The organism is Bacillus sp. JAS24-2, assembly GCF_008274905.1.
Taxonomy (GTDB): domain Bacteria; phylum Bacillota; class Bacilli; order Bacillales; family Bacillaceae_G; genus Bacillus_A; species Bacillus_A cereus.
This window is the reverse complement of the sequence record NZ_CP031068.1, coordinates 4,358,683-4,376,661: the sequence shown is the minus strand read 5'-3', so window position 1 is coordinate 4,376,661 and position 17,979 is coordinate 4,358,683. Positions and strand designations below refer to the sequence as shown.

The following is a 17,979-nucleotide window of genomic DNA, read 5'->3' as shown; positions in this document are numbered from 1 at the left end:
AACAAGAGAATTATCTTTTCTGAGTGCAATTCTCTTGTTTTATGTAATGAGTATGAAAAATAAGTACAAGGAATAATCAGTGGGAAATTCCCACTGATTACATGTAAGTTTTTTGTTGTGTATGAATTAGAAACTATTATTTTGAAGGTGAACCTTTAATATATTTCCACAAGTCATGGAAGACATTAGCTTTGTGTAATGTATTAAGTAGTACTAAGGTGACTGGGCCGATGATTAATCCTAAAAAGCCAAAAAGTTTAAAGCCGACAAATAGAGCGACGAGTGTTGCTAATGGATCGAGACCGATGTTAGATGAAAGTACTTTCGGCTCCATAATTTGTCTTTGGACAATCACGACGATGTATAAAATGAGAAGACCAATGGCGAATGCGGTATCGCCAGTGAAAAATACGTATATAACCCATGGAACGAAGACTGCGCCTGTTCCTAAGTATGGTAGTAAATCTACAACTCCTGTAATAATCGCAATAGTAATGGCGTATGGTACGCGTAATATTAAAAGCCCGATTAGTACAATGACGGTTGTCATAGATACGAGTGTAAGTTGTGCTTTCACAAAACCAAACAAAGCTTTTCTTAAGTCGACAAAAATAGTTTTTCCATAGCCATGTACACGATTCGGTAGCAATTTTCTTGCTTTCTGAGCAAGACGGTGCCAATCGTAACTAATGAAGAAAGTGGCTAATAAAATGAATACAAGAACAGTTAAAGTTGTTGGCAGTGCACTAATGAAATTCGTTAACCCGCTTATAATGGCGGTTAAAAGTTCTTTCATTTGTGTTGTTGCTTCTGTTCCTAAGTTTTGAATGTTTTGTGTAATTGTATAGCGCTGTGGTTCTCCAAGATGATTAAATTTAGAGATTAAATCATCGTAGAGAGGCATAATATGATTAAGTGCAAATTGCTGAGCGAATGTAACGATATCTGGAAACTTTACTGTAACAAGTTGTAGTAAGTATGTTGTGGCAGATATTGCTTCAGTCACAAGATATGTAACAAGTCCAACGATAGCTCCAAATACGAGAATTAAGCTAACGAGTACTGCTAGTGCGCGAGGAAATTGTAGTTTTTGATTAAGGAAATTGACGACAGGATTAATCAAATAAGCAAATGCAAAAGCGATAATAAAAGGATAGATAAGCCCTGACATGTATAGTAATACATAGAACCCAGCTACCGTTGCTACAATGACAAATATGAGTCTCAATATCATATATAGTAAGTTTCGGTTCAAAGATGTATACCTCCCATTCCAATTTGGATTATCCTAATTCGTTCAACTTATAACGAGTGTGCTCCACTGATTAAAGTTTCACTTTACCCCGCATTAACGGGCAGTAAATCTCCTACCCGAAGTGCGGCTGGATCAAAGGAGTTAGCTGGAGATAAACTGCCCGTAAAAGCCCGATTGGTGAAGGCTAATAATCAGTGGAAAATGCCCCACTGATTAAAGTTTCACTTTATGTTATAGTGGAATGATGGATTTTTCCTGCTTTTTCAGTATGTGAGTGACTGTGAAAGCTTGGTGTTGATGCTTCTACTATATGGTAAAAACTTCATTTTCTCTTCTTTTTATTTTACCTGTTTCTAATTAGAAAAGAAAGAAGAGACGCCCGTTTTTTAAAATGTATACATGCTTAAATTTTGATGGTGAAAGTCTCAGTTTGTCATTTTAAAATACATAAAAAATGAAGTGATTCATGTTGAATAGGCATCGATATAGCATGTATAACGATAGGTTTAAAGGTATTTTTGTTTGGAAATGAGTTCATTATTTTCAGAAAGGAAGTGCAAACATGATTAGTCAGTCAACGTTATTTTTATTCATACTACTTATTATAGGACTTATTGCTAAAAACCAATCGCTTACTGTAGCTATTGGTGTGTTATTTTTATTGAAGTTTACGTTTTTAGGAGATAAGGTCTTTCCTTATTTACAAACGAAAGGAATTAACCTAGGTGTAACGGTCATTACAATAGCGGTGCTCGTACCGATTGCGACAGGGGAAATAGGTTTTAAACAACTTGGAGAAGCGGCGAAATCTTATTATGCGTGGATTGCTTTAGCTTCAGGTGTAGCGGTCGCTTTGTTAGCGAAAGGCGGCGTACAATTGTTGACGACGGATCCTCACATTACAACTGCGCTTGTTTTTGGGACAATTATAGCGGTTGCGCTATTTAATGGGGTTGCTGTTGGTCCGTTAATTGGGGCTGGAATTGCCTATGCGGTTATGAGTATTATACAGATGTTTAAATAAGGAATTTTATAGTAATATAAAATTTTTGAATTCTTTCTGTTCACAAAAGTCAGATAATTGTTTATAATAGGATTAGAAACTTTGAAAAGTTACATAACAGCAGAGACTTTACACCAGATAAAATAAAAACAACATAAAACAATTTTATAATGATATTGTTTTATGTTGTTTTTATCATAAAACTCTTCGGAATGTATTTTCCTCACTAACTTGTTGTTTTGAGCGTGAGGATTCGGGGAGACATTCACGCTCATGCTTTCCATGTAAACAATGGACAATAAGAGGGGAACATCGCAACAAATTTGCATGATCGTGCATTTTGCTTGCCTAAAGAGTGAACGGGCGTTCATAATTCATAAGGGGAGCAAATAGATATAAGGAGCAAGGTTGGGAGAATTTTCAGGAAAAGGAGAGAATGTCATGACTGTTATTCGAGGTTTAGAAGGGGTAGTAGCAACAACATCATCTGTGAGCTCTATTATTGATGATACATTAACTTATGTTGGGTATAATATTGATGATTTAGCTGAGAATGCTACGTTTGAAGAAGTAGTGTACTTATTATGGCACCGCAAGCTTCCTAATGAAAAAGAACTAGCGGAATTTAATGAAATTGTATCTGAATACTATAAAGTTCCAGGTGAGATTTTAACATATTTGAAACAAGTAGATTTAAAAATTGCACATCCGATGTCTGTTTTACGAACTGCAATTTCCATGCTATCATTATACGATGAGAGCGCTGAAATTATGGATGAAAAGTCCAATTATTTGAAAGCGGTTAAATTACAGGCGCAAGTCGGAACTTTAGTTGCTGCTTACGCGAGAATCCGTAAAGGTTTAGATATTGTTGAGCCAAGAAAGGATTTATCATTAGCTGCAAACTTCTTGTACATGTTAAATGATCGCGAGCCAAATGAAGTTGAAATTGAAGCTTTTGATAAGGCGCTTGTACTTCATGCAGATCATGAGTTAAACGCTTCTACATTTACTGCACGTGTTTGCGTAGCTACACTTTCAGATGTATATTCTGGTATTACAGCAGCAATCGGTGCATTAAAAGGTCCTCTTCACGGTGGGGCAAATGAAAATGTAATGAAGATGTTAACTGAGATTGGTGAAGAAGAAAATGTAGAGTCATATATTCATAATGCTCTTCAAAATAAAGTGAAAATCATGGGCTTTGGCCACCGTGTGTATGAGCAGGGTGATCCACGTGCAAAACACTTACGTGAAATGTCTAAGAGATTATGCGTGCTTTTAGGAGAAGAGAAATGGTATAATATGTCTATCAAAATTGAAGACATTGTAACAAAAGAAAAAGGTCTTCCACCAAATGTTGATTTCTATTCAGCTTCTGTATACCATTGTTTAGGAATTGACCATGACTTATTTACACCTATTTTTGCAATTAGCCGTATGTCAGGCTGGTTAGCTCATATTCTAGAACAATATGAAAACAACCGTTTAATTCGTCCGCGTGCTGATTATAATGGACCAACGCATCAAGTGTATGTTCCAATTGCACAACGATAAGCGAATAACACTATTTTGATAGTGAAAATACGCTTTCAAAAGTCTGATTTTTTCGGAAAGATGTAATGATTAGAATATTTTAATTTGACTAACGGTTTGAACTGAGGGGTTATTCCCTCAGTTTCATACATATGAAATTTCAAACATGGGGGTTATCACATTGACGACAGGTGAAAAAATTACTGTAACTAATGGTGTTATGAATGTACCAAACAATCCGATTATTCCATTTATCGAGGGAGATGGAATTGGTCCTGATATTTGGGCAGCTGCATCTCGCGTACTAGAAGCAGCAGTTGAAAAAGCTTATGATGGTGAGAAGAAAATCGTTTGGAAAGAAGTGCTTGCAGGGGAAAAAGCATTCAACCAAACAGGCGAGTGGTTACCAGAAGAAACTTTAAACTTAATTCGTGAATATTTAATCGCGATTAAAGGTCCACTTACAACTCCAGTTGGCGGTGGTATTCGTTCTTTAAACGTAGCACTTCGTCAAGAATTAGATTTATATGTATGTCTACGTCCAGTTCGTTATTTTGAAGGTGTTCCTTCACCTGTAAAACGTCCGGAAGATACTGATATGGTTATTTTCCGTGAAAATACAGAAGACATTTATGCTGGAATTGAATATGCACAAGGATCTCCAGAAGCAGAAAAAGTTCTTGCTTTCTTAAAAGAAGCAATGGGTGTTAATAAAATCCGCTTCCCAGAAACATCTGGTATTGGTATTAAGCCGATTTCAGAAGAAGGGACAAAGCGTCTTGTTCGTGCTGCAATTCAATATGCAATTAACGAAAAACGCTCTTCTGTTACATTAGTTCATAAAGGAAACATTATGAAATTTACAGAAGGTGCATTCAAAAACTGGGGTTACGAAGTAGCGGAACAAGAATTCGGCGACAAAGTATTTACTTGGGCTGAATACGATCGTATCGTTGAAAAAGATGGTAAAGATGCAGCGAATAAAGCGATGGCAGACGCTGAAGTGGCTGGAAAAATCATCGTAAAAGATTCTATTGCAGACATCTTCTTACAACAAATTTTAACTCGTCCACGTGAGTTCGATGTTGTTGCAACAATGAACTTAAATGGTGACTATATCTCTGATGCACTTGCTGCACAAGTAGGTGGAATTGGTATTGCACCTGGTGCAAACATTAACTATGTGACTGGACATGCTATCTTTGAAGCTACACACGGTACAGCTCCAAAATATGCAGGTTTAGATAAAGTAAACCCATCTTCTGTTCTTCTTTCAGGTGTATTATTATTAGAACACTTAGGATGGAACGAAGCTGCGAAATTAGTAACTGCTTCTGTTGAGAAAACAATTGCTTCAAAAGTAGTAACTTATGATTTCGCACGCTTAATGGAAGGTGCAACAGAAGTGAAATGTTCTGAGTTCGCTAATGAACTTATTAAAAACATGGATGTAGCGATAATCAAAAACGCATAATTAAAGCGGGGGGTAAATTATGACAATCAAACGCAAGAAGGTTTCAGTCATCGGTGCAGGATTTACAGGAGCAACAACGGCATTCTTATTAGCACAAAAAGAACTGGCAGATGTTGTATTAGTGGACATTCCACAACTGGAAAATCCAACAAAAGGGAAAGCGTTAGATATGTTAGAAGCGAGCCCAGTACAAGGTTTTGATGCTAACATTATTGGAACATCTGATTACGCAGATACTGCTGATTCTGACGTTGTCGTTATTACAGCAGGTATTGCACGTAAGCCTGGTATGAGCCGTGATGACTTAGTAGCAACAAACTCTAAAATTATGAAAAGTATTACGCGCGACATTGCAAAACATTCACCAAATGCAATTATTGTTGTGTTAACAAATCCAGTTGATGCAATGACATATTCTGTATTTAAAGAAGCAGGATTCCCGAAAGAGCGTGTTATCGGTCAATCGGGTGTATTAGATACAGCTCGTTTCCGTACATTCATCGCACAAGAATTAAATCTTTCTGTAAAAGATATTACAGGATTTGTTCTTGGTGGACACGGTGACGACATGGTACCTCTTGTGCGTTATTCATATGCAGGCGGTATTCCGTTAGAAACGTTAATTCCGAAAGAGCGTTTAGAAGCAATCGTAGAACGTACACGTAAAGGTGGCGGTGAGATTGTAGGCTTATTAGGAAACGGTAGTGCATATTACGCACCAGCAGCTTCTTTAGTTGAAATGACAGAAGCAATCTTAAAAGATCAACGCCGTGTATTACCGGCTATTGCGTACCTTGAAGGTGAGTATGGTTATAGTGACCTTTACTTAGGGGTACCAGTAATTCTAGGTGGTAACGGAATTGAAAAAATTATTGAATTAGAACTTCTTGCAGATGAAAAAGAAGCGTTAGATCGCTCTGTAGAATCTGTACGTAACGTAATGAAAGTTCTTGTTTAATAATTGAATAGTAGTGAAAAAGATTCGGGATTCCGAATCTTTTTCTACTATTTACCGAATTGTTTTTTTGAAATAATATGAAAACGCTATCATTTGTAATATCCTATAATGAAACTGTAGATTTATACTATACATTGCCCTCATCATAGTAAATTTCGGATAAGGTATCGCTTTTAGTAGGATAATAAGGTGAAAAAATCGGAGGGGGTTGTAACATGTTAAAGAAAAAAGTTCAAATTGGTCGTAAAATGGATGAAATTACAGTAGGAGAGAAATTATCTATCACTGAAAAAATTGAGGATAAAGATTTGTTATTGTACTTAGGGTTAACGAATGATGCCAATCCATTATATATTCAGCATGATTACGCATCCCAAACTCCGTATGAAAAGCCGATTGTACCAAGCATTATGCTAACGGGAATGATTACAACGGCGGTTACGAAATATTTACCGGGTCCAGGAAGTCATATTACGAGAAAGGACCTTACATTCGTGAAACATGTTCACCATTATGAAACGTTACAAATCCACTTTGAAGTTGTGGCTGTTTCTGAGGAGGAACATACAATTGATATGCTTGTATCTGCTCATGATGAAAAAGGAGAAACTGTTGTAAAGGGTTCATTAACAGTAACGCCACCTTATAAATCTGTTTCCATTATGGAAAAAGCATTAGATAACTTTTAAAAGATGAAAATAAAAATAGCGCTAGCATACCTTTAATAAGGATGCTAGCGCTATTTTTAGTTGAAAAACCCTTCTTTGAACCCTTCAGCAAATTCTGAGCAACCCGTTTTAATCGTATCCCAGCTCGGAGCGTTAAAAGCAAGGATACATGTGACTGCTAAAGATAGAATGGATAGTATTAGTCGCATAATAGACCTCCGAATATTATTAATTTATATATTAAGATTAATAATATTATTATCGGTAATTGAAGTCAATTAAAGGAGTGGTTTTTTAGGTGAGGTGGAAAAGAGAAGAGTGATCTTTGAAACGGTAAGAGAAGCTGAAGTGTGGGCAGACGGGTTTGTGAATGAAATGTACGGGAGAGTATTTGATGGATATGAAACACCAGATTATAAAATAGCGTATGCTTTATCTTTTCTCTTAGCGCAAAATCGAGAACTCAATATTCATACGGAAGTAGAATTTAATAACGATATGGAAGTATATAAAGTATGGATAACAAAACATAATTGAGGCGAACGTAATTGTTTTTAGGAATAACAATAGCACAATCCGAATCCATGAATAGACAATTATATTGAGAGGGACCTTGTTTTCTAGTATGATGAGAATAACGGGGAAAATACTAGGATGAAGAAGGTTTCAAGTCTATAACTTGGAGGAAAAGAATGAACAATCGTATTTTAGTAGTTGATGATGAGGAATTTATCTTAACTTTAATCGAATTTAATTTACAACAAGCTGGGTTTGAAGTTATAACAGCGATGGATGGAGAAATGGCGCTTCAAAAAGCGACAACAGAACGCCCAGATTTAATTATATTAGATTTAATGCTTCCGAAAATGGATGGTATGGAAGTGTGTAAAGAATTACGATTGCAGCGCGTTATGACGCCGATTTTAATGTTAACGGCAAAAGATGATGAGTTTGATAAGGTGCTAGGCCTTGAACTTGGGGCAGATGATTATATGACAAAGCCATTTAGTCCAAGAGAAGTAGTTGCTCGTGTGAAGGCGATTTTGCGCCGTACGAAATTACAACAAGAAGAACAAGTTGCAGAAGCGCCAGATGAAGATAGCATCACAATTGCAGAACTTAAAATTTTACCGGAGTTTTATGAGGCTTATTTCCAAGGAAGAAAGCTTGAATTAACACCAAAAGAATTTGAACTACTTGTGTATCTTGCGAAAAATAAAAGTCGCGTGTTGACACGTGATCAATTATTAAGTGCTGTATGGAATTATGATTTTGCTGGTGATACACGAATTGTTGATGTTCATATTAGCCATTTGCGCGATAAAATTGAACAAAATACGAAAAAACCGACGTACATTAAAACGATACGTGGTTTAGGATATAAATTAGAGGAGCCAAAAGGGAATGAATAAATTTCGTTCCAGGCTTCTTTTTACATTTGTTTCTCTTATTGTATTTATTTTAGTTGGACTAGGTTTATTACTAGAAACTGTGTTTGAAAACTACTATATAGATCATGCTAAAGAGAGAATGGTAAAAGAGACGGAGTATGTTGCGACGTTAGCAGAAGAGCAAGGTTTTGATAATGTCTTAAAAAATCCATACGTATTTGAAAAGTTAGAAGAAAAAATACCAGCTTCTATCGTATTTTTGGATGAAAAAAAGAAAGTTCAATATAGAAAAGGACAAGAATTGGCATTTAGTCCAGAGACGATTAAAGAACTTTCTTCGGAAGTGGCAAAACAACGAAGTAAAGTAATTACGAAAGAAACGGATCGAAAGAATGAATTTTATCATGCGGTGTTCGTTCAAGATGTAGAAGGAAAACAAGGATACATTTTGGTGAAAAGTATAATTGATCCTTTAAGAGACGTACATCAAAAAACGTGGGGATTATTAATTATCGGATTTGTCATTGCTTGTCTCGTAGTTGTATTTTTAGGTATGAAAATTACAGGGCAATATATTAGGCCGATTGAATCGGTTACGAAAGTTGCAATTGAATTGGCAAAGGGTAATTATAAAGCACGTGCATACGAAAGTCATTCGGATGAAACAGGAATGCTGAGTAAAGCGATTAATATTTTAGCACGAAATTTACAAGAGATGACACTTGAACAAGAAATGCAGCAAGATCGTCTGCATACGTTAATTGAAAATATGGGAAGCGGAATGATTTTAATTGATAGCCGAGGATATATAAACCTTGTAAACCGCTCTTATAAGGAAACTTTCCACGTAACAGATGAAGAATATTTAGATCGCTTATATTATGAATCGTTTCATCATACAGAAATTATTGAGCTTGTAGAAGAAATCTTTATGACAGAAGTGAAAGTGCGTAAACAAATGTTATTACCACTTGGAATTGAACGGAAGCATTTCGAAGTATATGGAGCGCCTATTATCGGGACAAACCATGAATGGAAAGGGATTGTTCTCGTATTCCATGACATAACAGAGTTAAAGAAATTAGAACAAATGAGAAAAGACTTTTTAGCGAATGTTTCTCATGAATTAAAGACACCGATTACTTCTATTAAAGGTTTTTCAGAAACACTCTTAGACGGAGCGATGGATAATAAAAAATTCTGCGAACATTTCTTGCACATTATTTTAAAAGAAAGTGAGCGCATGCAAGGATTAATTGAAGATTTATTAGATTTGTCGAAGATCGAACAACAAGGATTTAAATTAAATATGGGAACCGTTGACATGAAGGGGCTGCTTGAAGATATTCATATGGTGCTTGATAATAAAGCAGGAGAAAAAGAAATCTCTTTACAAGTGAATGTATTAAAACGTGCCTCTGTTATTGGAGATCCAAGTCGTTTGAAACAAATCTTTATTAATTTAATTAATAACGCAATCGTATATACACCGGCTGGAGGCGTTGTTTCAGTAGAGTTAGCGGAAGATAAATATAATGCTTATATAAAAGTATCGGATACTGGAATTGGTATTAGTAAAGAGGAAATTCCGCGTATTTTTGAACGTTTCTACCGGGTGGATAAAGCAAGAAGTAGAAATACTGGTGGTACCGGCCTTGGATTGTCGATCGTAAAGCATTTAGTTGAGGCGCATCAAGGTACGATTACAGTAGATAGTGAAGTTGGAGAAGGAACAACGTTTACAGTTGTTTTACCGAAATCAGCAACTGAAAAATAGGATGAAGGATGTTTACAATATATTAACAATGGCTTAATTAAATATTAATAAAGCTCTGTTAATATAATACATGAAAACCCCTTCATCCAAGGAGTAATTTTGGACGAGAATAGTTAAGCTGTTCTCGTCACTTCCCTTTATGCCAATATAAGTCTGTTTTATATATGAAAGAAAATAGCCGTTATTTTTCTTCTCTCTATTAGTCATGTTAATATAGAGAGAGGAAAGGAACGGTTTTTTTCTGTGAAAAAAATCATTTCAAATTTGTATGGGGAGGTTTCGATTTTGGAAAAAAAGGTCGTATTAGTAGATGGTAATAATATCGCGTATCGTGCATTCTTTGCACTACCGCTTTTAAATAACGACAAAGGTATACATACGAACGCAATTTACGGTTTTACAATGATGTTAATGAGAATATTAGAGGAAGAAAAGCCAACTCATATGTTAGTGGCGTTTGATGCAGGCAAAACAACGTTCCGTCATAAAACGTATAGTGAGTATAAAGGAGGGCGTCAAAAGACTCCACCTGAATTATCAGAGCAGTTCCCGTTTATTCGTGAGATGCTGGATGCGTTCAATGTACCGCGTTATGAATTAGAAAATTATGAAGCTGATGACATCATGGGAACGTTAGCGAAAGAAGCGAGTGAGCAAGGGGCAAGTGTAAAAGTTATTTCAGGAGATAAAGATTTACTTCAACTTGTTTCTGATAACACGCTTGTATGTATTCCGCGAAAAGGGATTACAGAAGTGGATGAATATACGAAAGAAGCTTTATTTGAAAAATACAGCTTATCACCAAAGCAAATTATCGATATGAAAGGTTTAATGGGAGACCAGTCAGATAATATACCGGGTGTACCAGGAGTTGGTGAAAAAACGGCAATTAAATTGTTAACACAGTTTGGAACGGTTGAAGCGGTGTATGAAAATATAGATCAAGTAAGTGGGAAGAAATTAAAAGAAAAACTGGAAGAAAATAAAGAACAAGCTCTTATGAGTAAGGATCTTGCAACTATTATTACAGATGCGCCGATTACAGTTCATGTGGATGATATGGCGTATAAAGGATATGAAGCAAGTGATGTCATTCCAATGTTCGAGAGTTTAGGATTTACATCCCTTTTAAATAAATTAGGCGTTACGCCAGAAGAAACTGCTCCAGCTGAATTAGATGATATTACATTTGATATTGTGGAAGAAGTTACAGAAGAAATGCTTCAGCAAGATAGTGCGCTTATCGTTGAAGTACAAGAAGATAACTATCATAAAGCAGACATTCAAGGTTTCGGTATTCAAAATGAAAATGGATGTTACTTTATTCAGACAGACATTGCTCTTAAGTCAGATGCTTTTAAAGAGTGGCTTGCAGATGGAGAAATGAGAAAGCATACATTTGATGCGAAGCGTGCAATCGTTGCACTGAAATGGAATGGGATAGATATGCAAGGGATTGACTTTGATCTATTAATCGCTGCTTATTTACTTGATCCAGCTGATACGGATAAAGACTTCCGTACTGTAGCGAAAATGAAAGAAACGCATGCTGTGAAATCTGATGAAGAAGTTTACGGAAAAGGTGCGAAGCGTGCTGTTCCAAAGTTAGAGGTAGTAGCGGAGCATGTGGCTCGTAAAGTGCATGTATTATATGATGTAAAGCAAACATTCGTTGAAGAGTTAAAGAAGAATGAGCAATATGAACTGTTTACAGAGTTAGAATTGCCGCTTGCACGTGTATTAGCTGATATGGAAGTAAAGGGTGTAAAAGTTGATACAGAGCGTCTTCGTAATATGGGAGAAGAACTTGCGGGTAGATTAAAGGAAATGGAACAGGAAATTTATAAGCTTGCGGGAACAGAATTTAATATTAATTCACCGAAGCAGCTTGGTGTTATTCTGTTTGAGAACTTAAACTTGCCGGTTATTAAAAAGACGAAAACAGGTTATTCTACGTCAGCTGATGTACTAGATAAGCTTATGAATCACCATGAAATTATTCCAAATATTTTACATTATCGTCAATTAGGGAAACTAAATTCAACTTACATTGAAGGTTTATTGAAAGTTGTACATGAAGATTCATCTAAAATTCATACTCGCTTTAATCAAGTGTTAACGCAAACAGGTCGATTAAGTTCAACGGATCCGAACTTGCAAAATATCCCGATTCGATTAGAAGAAGGAAGAAAGATTCGTCAGGCATTTGTTCCGTCAGAAGAAGGATGGATTATGTATGCGGCTGATTACTCACAAATCGAACTGCGTGTATTAGCTCATATTGCAAATGATAAAGGGCTAGTTGAAGCATTCCAACATGATATGGATATTCATACGAAAACAGCTATGGATGTATTTGGCGTTAAAAAAGATGAAGTAACTTCAAATATGAGACGACAAGCGAAAGCTGTTAACTTCGGAATTGTATATGGTATTAGTGATTATGGTCTTTCACAAAACTTAGGAATTACAAGAAAAGCAGCAGCGGAATTTATTGAAAAGTATTTAGAAAGTTTCCCTGGTGTACAAGAATACATGGAGGACATCGTAAAAGATGCGAAACAAAAAGGATATGTGGCTACATTATTAAATCGTCGCCGTTATATTCCAGAAATTACGAGTCGTAATTTCAATTTACGTAGCTTCGCTGAGCGTACAGCGATGAATACACCAATTCAAGGTACTGCCGCAGATATTATTAAAAAAGCGATGATTATTATGGCGGATCGTTTAGAAGAAGAAGGATTACAAGCACGTCTTCTTCTGCAAGTACACGATGAATTGATATTTGAAGCGCCAAAAGAAGAAATTGAAAAATTAGAGAAGCTTGTACCTGAAGTAATGGAGCATGCAATTGAACTTGCAGTTCCGCTGAAAGTTGATTATTCTTACGGTCCAACTTGGTACGACGCAAAATAAGGAAGTGATGAAATGCCTGAATTACCAGAGGTTGAAAACGTCAGACGGACACTTGAAAATCTTGTAACAGGAAAAACGATTGAAGATGTTATTGTTACTTATCCAAAAATAGTGAAACGACCGGATGATGCAGAAATCTTTAAAGAAATGCTAAAAGGCGAGAAGATTGAAAATATAAAGCGAAGAGGAAAGTTTTTGCTTTTATATGTAACGAATTATGTTATTGTTTCACATTTGCGTATGGAAGGTAAGTTTTTACTACATCAAGAGGATGAGCCGATTGATAAACATACGCACGTCCGTTTCTTATTTACAGATGGAACGGAATTACATTATAAAGATGTGAGAAAGTTTGGTACGATGCATCTCTTTAAGAAAGGTGAAGAAATGAACCAAATGCCTCTTGCGGACTTAGGTCCGGAGCCATTTGATGCTGAAATGACACCGCAGTATTTACAAGAAAGATTACAAAAGACAAATCGTAAAATAAAAGTTGTGCTACTGGATCAGCGTCTTTTAGTAGGGCTTGGAAATATATATGTAGATGAAGTTTTATTCCGTTCTCAAATTCATCCGGAACGAGAAGCTTCGTCTTTAACAGTAGAAGAAATTGAGCGAATTTATGAGGCTACCGTTACAACGCTAGGCGAAGCAGTAAAGCGTGGCGGAAGTACAATTCGGACGTATATCAACTCACAAGGGCAAATTGGTTCTTTCCAAGAACTCCTAAATGTATATGGGAAAAAAGGAGAGCCGTGCGTAACTTGTGGCACGATATTAGAAAAAACAGTTGTTGGCGGGCGAGGAACGCATTACTGCCCAATTTGTCAGCCTAGAATATAGAAAAGAGATAACATCGGATAGGCATTTGTCATATACATACAGCAGAGCTATGTATAAGGGAGGAGCTTACCGATGTACCTTTATTTATCTCTTATTTTATTAGCTTTTACATTAAGCTTGGATAGCTGTAGTGTAGGGCTAACATATGGTTTAAGAAGCGTAAGAATTCCACTAAGATCAATTATAATTATCGGAATGTGTTCAGCGGCTGTTATGCTTGTTTCAATGGGAATTGGACATATGATCGCGAAAGTATTTTCACCTGTTATCGCAACGCGTATCGGTGGGCTTGTTCTTATTGGAATAGGGATTTGGGTATTATATCAATTTTTTCGAAGTGAGAAAAAAGAAGAACCGAAGCAAGAGGAGAAGGTCTGGAAATTAGAGATTGCCTCACTAGGGCTAGTGATTCAAATTTTACGGAAACCGACTGTAGCAGATTTTGATAAATCAGGCACCATTTCTGCAGGAGAAGCATTGCTTCTTGGTATCGCTCTTTCTGTAGACTCATTTGGTGCCGGAATTGGTGCATCTTTATTAGGGTATGCACCCGCTATGATGGCGATATTAGTTGCAATTATGAGTTCTTTGTTTTTATTTATTGGAATGAAACTTGGAACGGTTTTATCGAATATGAAGTGGTTACAAAAATTTACATTCCTGCCTGGAGTATTACTCATTATTATTGGAATTTGGAAAATGTAAGTATGGGCGTGGAACATTAGTTTCGCGCCTTTTATTATGAGGAGGATTATGATGACAGTAGTAATTGGATTAACAGGAGGCATTGCAAGTGGAAAAAGTACAGTGTCTCAAATGTTTCGTGAACTGAGCATACCAGTTATTGATGCAGATATTATTGCACGAGAAGTTGTAGAGCGAGGAAAACCAGCATATAACAAAATAGTAGAAGTATTTGGAACGGAAGTGTTACAAGAAGATGGAGAACTAGATCGTCCAAAACTAGGAAGTGTCGTTTTCTATAATGAAGAAAAACGATTGCAGTTAAATAAAATTGTTCATCCTGCAGTGCGTGAGGAAATGAATAGGCAAAAGGAAATGTATATAAAAGAAGGTATGCAAGCGGTTGTGTTAGATATTCCTCTCTTATTTGAAAGCAAATTAACAAGTCTCGTTGACCGCATTTTAGTTGTAGCGGTTAAGCCGCATACGCAATTAGAACGTTTAATGAAACGAAATAACTTTTCAGAAGAAGAAGCAACAGCTCGTATTCAATCTCAAATGCCGTTAGAAGAAAAAGTGAAAAATGCAGATGAAGTGATAAATAATGATGGCACAATTATGGGAACGAAAACACAATTGCAGGTAATTTTAAAGAAGTGGAACATTATTGACTAAAAAATTGTGAAATTAATGAAAATGCTTAGTGACATATCCCCTTTTTGTGTTATACTATTATTGGGATTGGAGATAAATAGTATAACGCATTCAAGGGGGATAACATATTATGACTCGTGTGGCAATTAATGGATTTGGACGTATTGGGAGAATGGTATTTCGTCAAGCAATAAAAGAAAGCGCATTCGAAATTGTAGCAATCAATGCAAGCTATCCATCTGAAACGTTAGCACACTTAATTAAATATGATACAGTTCATGGCAAGTTTGACGGAACAGTAGAAGCATTTGAAGATCACTTATTAGTTGATGGAAAAATGATTCGCCTTTTAAACAACCGCGATCCAAAGGAATTGCCTTGGACAGATTTAGGTGTTGAAGTTGTAATTGAAGCAACTGGTAAATTTAATTCAAAAGAAAAAGCAATTCTTCACGTTGAAGCTGGAGCGAAAAAAGTAATTTTAACAGCGCCTGGTAAAAATGAAGATGTAACAATTGTAGTTGGTGTGAACGAAGACCAATTAGATATTACAAAACATACTGTTATTTCAAATGCATCTTGTACAACAAACTGTTTAGCGCCTGTTGTGAAGGTGTTAGATGAGCAGTTTGGAATTGAAAACGGTTTAATGACGACAGTTCACGCTTATACAAATGACCAAAAAAATATTGATAACCCACATAAAGATTTAAGAAGAGCACGTGCTTGCGGACAATCAATCATTCCGACAACGACAGGTGCTGCGAAAGCGCTAGCAAAAGTTCTTCCACATTTAAACGGAAAACTTCATGGTATGGCACTTCGTGTACCAACACCAAACGTGTCTCTTGTTGATTTAGTAGTAGATGTAAAACGCGATGTGACAGTTGAAGCCATTAACGATGCATTCAAAACTGTTGCAAACGGTGCGTTAAAAGGTATTGTAGAATTCAGCGAAGAGCCTTTAGTATCTATCGACTTTAATACAAATACACACTCAGCTATTATTGATGGTTTATCTACAATGGTAATGGGTGATCGTAAAGTGAAAGTACTTGCTTGGTATGATAACGAGTGGGGCTACTCTCGTCGTGTTGTAGATCTTGTAACGTTAGTTGTTGAAGAGTTAGCGAAACAAGAAAATGTGCAACACATTTAAGTGAATAAGGGAGGAGAGGGCAAGGCAACATTTGCCCTCTTTTTTTAATTTTTTCTGAAAAGGAAAAAAATTATATAAGTATATTTAAAAAAGTGGACATACCACGAAGCGTTGTGATTACTGCATTTGTGAATCGTTTATTTTTTTTAGGGAAAAGTAAAGAGGAAAATATGACAGAAAATCGAAAAAACTGTTGTTGCAAAATGAAAATAAACAAAGTATACTAACACTCGTAAACTTAAGAGCTGAGGTACGTAGTCACTACTTAAAGGGTTAGGACCTCTCTGGACTAACTTTCCCCCGTGGTAGTGGAGCAAGCCAAATTGCAAATTAGTTTTCAATTCGAACAGTTAGAATAAATTTACAAGGGGGAACTGTAGAATGGATACTATGGATACGATGGGTCGTCACGTGATTGCTGAACTTTGGGATTGCGATTTCGACAAACTGAATGACATGCCGTATATTGAACAATTATTTGTGGATGCAGCACTAAAAGCTGGTGCTGAAGTGCGTGAGGTTGCTTTCCATAAATTTGCACCACAAGGTGTAAGTGGAGTAGTAATTATCTCGGAATCACATTTAACAATTCATAGCTTTCCGGAGCACGGTTACGCAAGTATTGATGTTTATACTTGTGGGGATCGTATTGATCCAAATGTTGCTGCAGAATATATTGCAGAAGGTTTAAACGCGAAAACGCGTGAGAGCATCGAGCTTCCTCGAGGAACTGGTAGCTTCGAAATTAAGCAGAGAGAAACAAAAGCTCTTTAAAAAAGAACATAATTGATTTAAAATGTAAAGAGGTGTATAATGCACCTCTTTTTTAGTTTATAAAAAAGGAAAAATATAACGTACTCGTTAGTTGAATAAATTGGATTCTTGCAAATGAGGTAGTGCTCTATATACCATCTTATTTTTAAGGATGAGATGATAAAGTGATGCGCTGAAACTTAAAGTGGTAAGAGAGTTAGAATGAGTTATATAATATTGTATATATATTTTAGGTGAAGTGAGTAGAGAAAAATAAAGAGTATAGTGTAAAGGAGTGAATGTATTGCGTTGTCCATCCTGTTCTCATAATGGTACAAGAGTGTTAGATTCGCGTCCGGTAGACGAGGGGCGCTCTATTCGAAGAAGGAGAGAGTGTGAAAGCTGCTTAAGTCGCTTTACGACCTTTGAAAGGGTAGAAGAGTCACCTCTTATCGTTGTAAAAAAAGAAGGCACACGAGAAGAGTTTAATAAAGAAAAGATTTTACGTGGTTTAATTAAAGCGTGTGAAAAAAGACCAGTATCTTTAAGACAATTAGAAGAAGTAACACAAAGCGTGGAACGTGAACTGCGTAATTTAGGTATATCAGAAGTGAAAAGTGATATGATTGGTGAAATTGTCATGGAAGAACTTCGCGATATTGATGATGTTGCTTACGTACGTTTTGCTTCTGTATATCGTCAATTTAAAGATTTAAATGTATTTATTGAAGAATTAAAAGATATACTGCAAAAAGAAAGAGAGTAGAAGTTGTATTTTATTCTCTTTACATACCGTAAGTAATAGGATAAGAGAGCTAGAAGCGCAAGCTAATAGCTCTTTTTCACTAAGAATTTATATAATGAAGATAGAACGAATGAAGTAGAGGATAGATTGGATGAGAGAA

16 protein-coding genes and 1 pseudogene are annotated in these 17,979 nt (G+C 36.1%); 15 read left to right on the top strand and 2 right to left on the bottom strand.

Annotated elements, in window-relative coordinates; genetic code table 11:
* Positions 1–136 precede the first annotated feature (136 nt).
* Positions 137–1,255 (bottom strand): sporulation integral membrane protein YtvI, encoded by a 1,119-nt coding sequence (gene ytvI, locus DN407_RS22705; RefSeq protein WP_001081388.1) that lies wholly within the window; start codon positions 1,253–1,255, stop codon positions 137–139.
* Positions 1,256–1,817: 562 nt separating this feature from the next.
* On the opposite strand from ytvI, the gene DN407_RS22700 reads away from it, so the two are divergent.
* From DN407_RS22700 to DN407_RS22675, 5 genes are all read left to right on the top strand, one after another.
* Complete coding sequence (locus DN407_RS22700) at positions 1,818–2,279, top strand: DUF441 domain-containing protein (RefSeq protein ID WP_000625507.1); 462 nt, start codon at positions 1,818–1,820, stop codon at positions 2,277–2,279.
* Positions 2,280–2,666: 387 nt separating this feature from the next.
* Positions 2,667–3,815 (top strand): citrate synthase, encoded by a 1,149-nt coding sequence (citZ, locus tag DN407_RS22690; RefSeq protein WP_000503652.1) that lies wholly within the window; start codon positions 2,667–2,669, stop codon positions 3,813–3,815.
* Positions 3,816–3,975: 160 nt separating this feature from the next.
* Positions 3,976–5,268, top strand: a complete 1,293-nt coding sequence (gene icd, locus DN407_RS22685; protein ID WP_000206898.1) for an NADP-dependent isocitrate dehydrogenase — start codon at positions 3,976–3,978, stop codon at positions 5,266–5,268.
* A 19-nt stretch (positions 5,269–5,287) separates the two neighbouring features.
* Entirely contained in the window at positions 5,288–6,226 is a 939-nt protein-coding gene (gene mdh / locus DN407_RS22680) for a malate dehydrogenase (RefSeq protein WP_000153232.1), read from the top strand.
* A 215-nt stretch (positions 6,227–6,441) separates the two neighbouring features.
* On the top strand, positions 6,442–6,915 hold the full coding sequence (locus DN407_RS22675) for a MaoC family dehydratase (protein WP_000914181.1): 474 nt from the start codon (positions 6,442–6,444) through the stop codon (positions 6,913–6,915).
* 56 nt (positions 6,916–6,971) lie between these two features.
* On the opposite strand, the gene DN407_RS32250 is transcribed toward DN407_RS22675, so the two are convergent.
* A complete protein-coding gene (locus DN407_RS32250; protein ID WP_001237022.1) occupies positions 6,972–7,103 on the bottom strand; it encodes a hypothetical protein in 132 nt (43 codons plus the stop codon).
* Positions 7,104–7,192: 89 nt separating this feature from the next.
* Between DN407_RS32250 and DN407_RS22670 the strand changes: the two are divergent.
* The 10 genes and pseudogenes from DN407_RS22670 to nrdR all read left to right on the top strand — a co-directional run bounded on the left by DN407_RS22670 (position 7,193) and on the right by nrdR (position 17,840).
* A pseudogene (locus DN407_RS22670) lies at positions 7,193–7,431 on the top strand (hypothetical protein).
* Positions 7,432–7,586: 155 nt separating this feature from the next.
* Positions 7,587–8,306: a two-component system response regulator PhoP gene (phoP, locus tag DN407_RS22665; RefSeq protein WP_001065220.1), complete on the top strand. Its 720-nt coding sequence runs from the start codon at positions 7,587–7,589 to the stop codon at positions 8,304–8,306.
* Positions 8,299–10,062 carry a sensory box histidine kinase PhoR gene (phoR, locus tag DN407_RS22660; protein WP_001032106.1) on the top strand — a complete coding sequence of 588 codons (1,764 nt, stop codon included), beginning with the start codon at positions 8,299–8,301 and terminating at the stop codon, positions 10,060–10,062. Before phoP ends, phoR begins: the two co-directional genes overlap by 8 nt.
* A 285-nt stretch (positions 10,063–10,347) precedes the next feature.
* Positions 10,348–12,981 (top strand): DNA polymerase I, encoded by a 2,634-nt coding sequence (polA, locus tag DN407_RS22655; RefSeq protein ID WP_000412804.1) that lies wholly within the window; start codon positions 10,348–10,350, stop codon positions 12,979–12,981.
* A gap of 12 nt (positions 12,982–12,993) precedes the next feature.
* A complete protein-coding gene (gene mutM / locus DN407_RS22650) occupies positions 12,994–13,824 on the top strand; it encodes a DNA-formamidopyrimidine glycosylase (protein WP_001114478.1) in 831 nt (276 codons plus the stop codon).
* A gap of 72 nt (positions 13,825–13,896) precedes the next feature.
* Positions 13,897–14,529 (top strand): sporulation membrane protein YtaF, encoded by a 633-nt coding sequence (ytaF, locus tag DN407_RS22645; RefSeq protein ID WP_000281743.1) that lies wholly within the window; start codon positions 13,897–13,899, stop codon positions 14,527–14,529.
* 51 nt (positions 14,530–14,580) lie between these two features.
* Positions 14,581–15,183, top strand: coding sequence for a dephospho-CoA kinase (gene coaE, locus DN407_RS22640; protein WP_000219315.1), 603 nt, complete (start codon positions 14,581–14,583; stop codon positions 15,181–15,183).
* Positions 15,184–15,292: 109 nt separating this feature from the next.
* The gene (locus tag DN407_RS22635; RefSeq protein WP_000198974.1) at positions 15,293–16,321 is read left to right on the top strand and encodes a glyceraldehyde-3-phosphate dehydrogenase; all 1,029 of its coding nucleotides are present in this window, start codon (positions 15,293–15,295) and stop codon (positions 16,319–16,321) included.
* A gap of 390 nt (positions 16,322–16,711) precedes the next feature.
* Entirely contained in the window at positions 16,712–17,095 is a 384-nt protein-coding gene (speD, locus tag DN407_RS22630; RefSeq protein WP_098413228.1) for an adenosylmethionine decarboxylase, read from the top strand.
* A 283-nt stretch (positions 17,096–17,378) separates the two neighbouring features.
* Positions 17,379–17,840 carry a transcriptional regulator NrdR gene (nrdR, locus tag DN407_RS22625; RefSeq protein WP_001203687.1) on the top strand — a complete coding sequence of 154 codons (462 nt, stop codon included), beginning with the start codon at positions 17,379–17,381 and terminating at the stop codon, positions 17,838–17,840.
* Positions 17,841–17,979: the final 139 nt, after the last annotated feature.

Bases quoted from the DNA above. Each gene is read 5' to 3' on its own strand.
- DN407_RS32250 (WP_001237022.1), bottom strand. From the start codon at position 7,103: ATGCGACTAATACTATCCATTCTATCTTTAGCAGTCACATGTATCCTT.
- mutM (WP_001114478.1), top strand. From the start codon at position 12,994: ATGCCTGAATTACCAGAGGTTGAAAACGTCAGACGGACACTTGAAAAT.
- coaE (WP_000219315.1), top strand. From the start codon at position 14,581: ATGACAGTAGTAATTGGATTAACAGGAGGCATTGCAAGTGGAAAAAGT.
- ytaF (WP_000281743.1), top strand. From the start codon at position 13,897: ATGTACCTTTATTTATCTCTTATTTTATTAGCTTTTACATTAAGCTTG.
- speD (WP_098413228.1), top strand. From the start codon at position 16,712: ATGGATACGATGGGTCGTCACGTGATTGCTGAACTTTGGGATTGCGAT.
- DN407_RS22675 (WP_000914181.1), top strand. From the start codon at position 6,442: ATGTTAAAGAAAAAAGTTCAAATTGGTCGTAAAATGGATGAAATTACA.
- DN407_RS22635 (WP_000198974.1), top strand. From the start codon at position 15,293: ATGACTCGTGTGGCAATTAATGGATTTGGACGTATTGGGAGAATGGTA.
- phoR (WP_001032106.1), top strand. From the start codon at position 8,299: ATGAATAAATTTCGTTCCAGGCTTCTTTTTACATTTGTTTCTCTTATT.
- phoP (WP_001065220.1), top strand. From the start codon at position 7,587: ATGAACAATCGTATTTTAGTAGTTGATGATGAGGAATTTATCTTAACT.
- DN407_RS22700 (WP_000625507.1), top strand. From the start codon at position 1,818: ATGATTAGTCAGTCAACGTTATTTTTATTCATACTACTTATTATAGGA.
- mdh (WP_000153232.1), top strand. From the start codon at position 5,288: ATGACAATCAAACGCAAGAAGGTTTCAGTCATCGGTGCAGGATTTACA.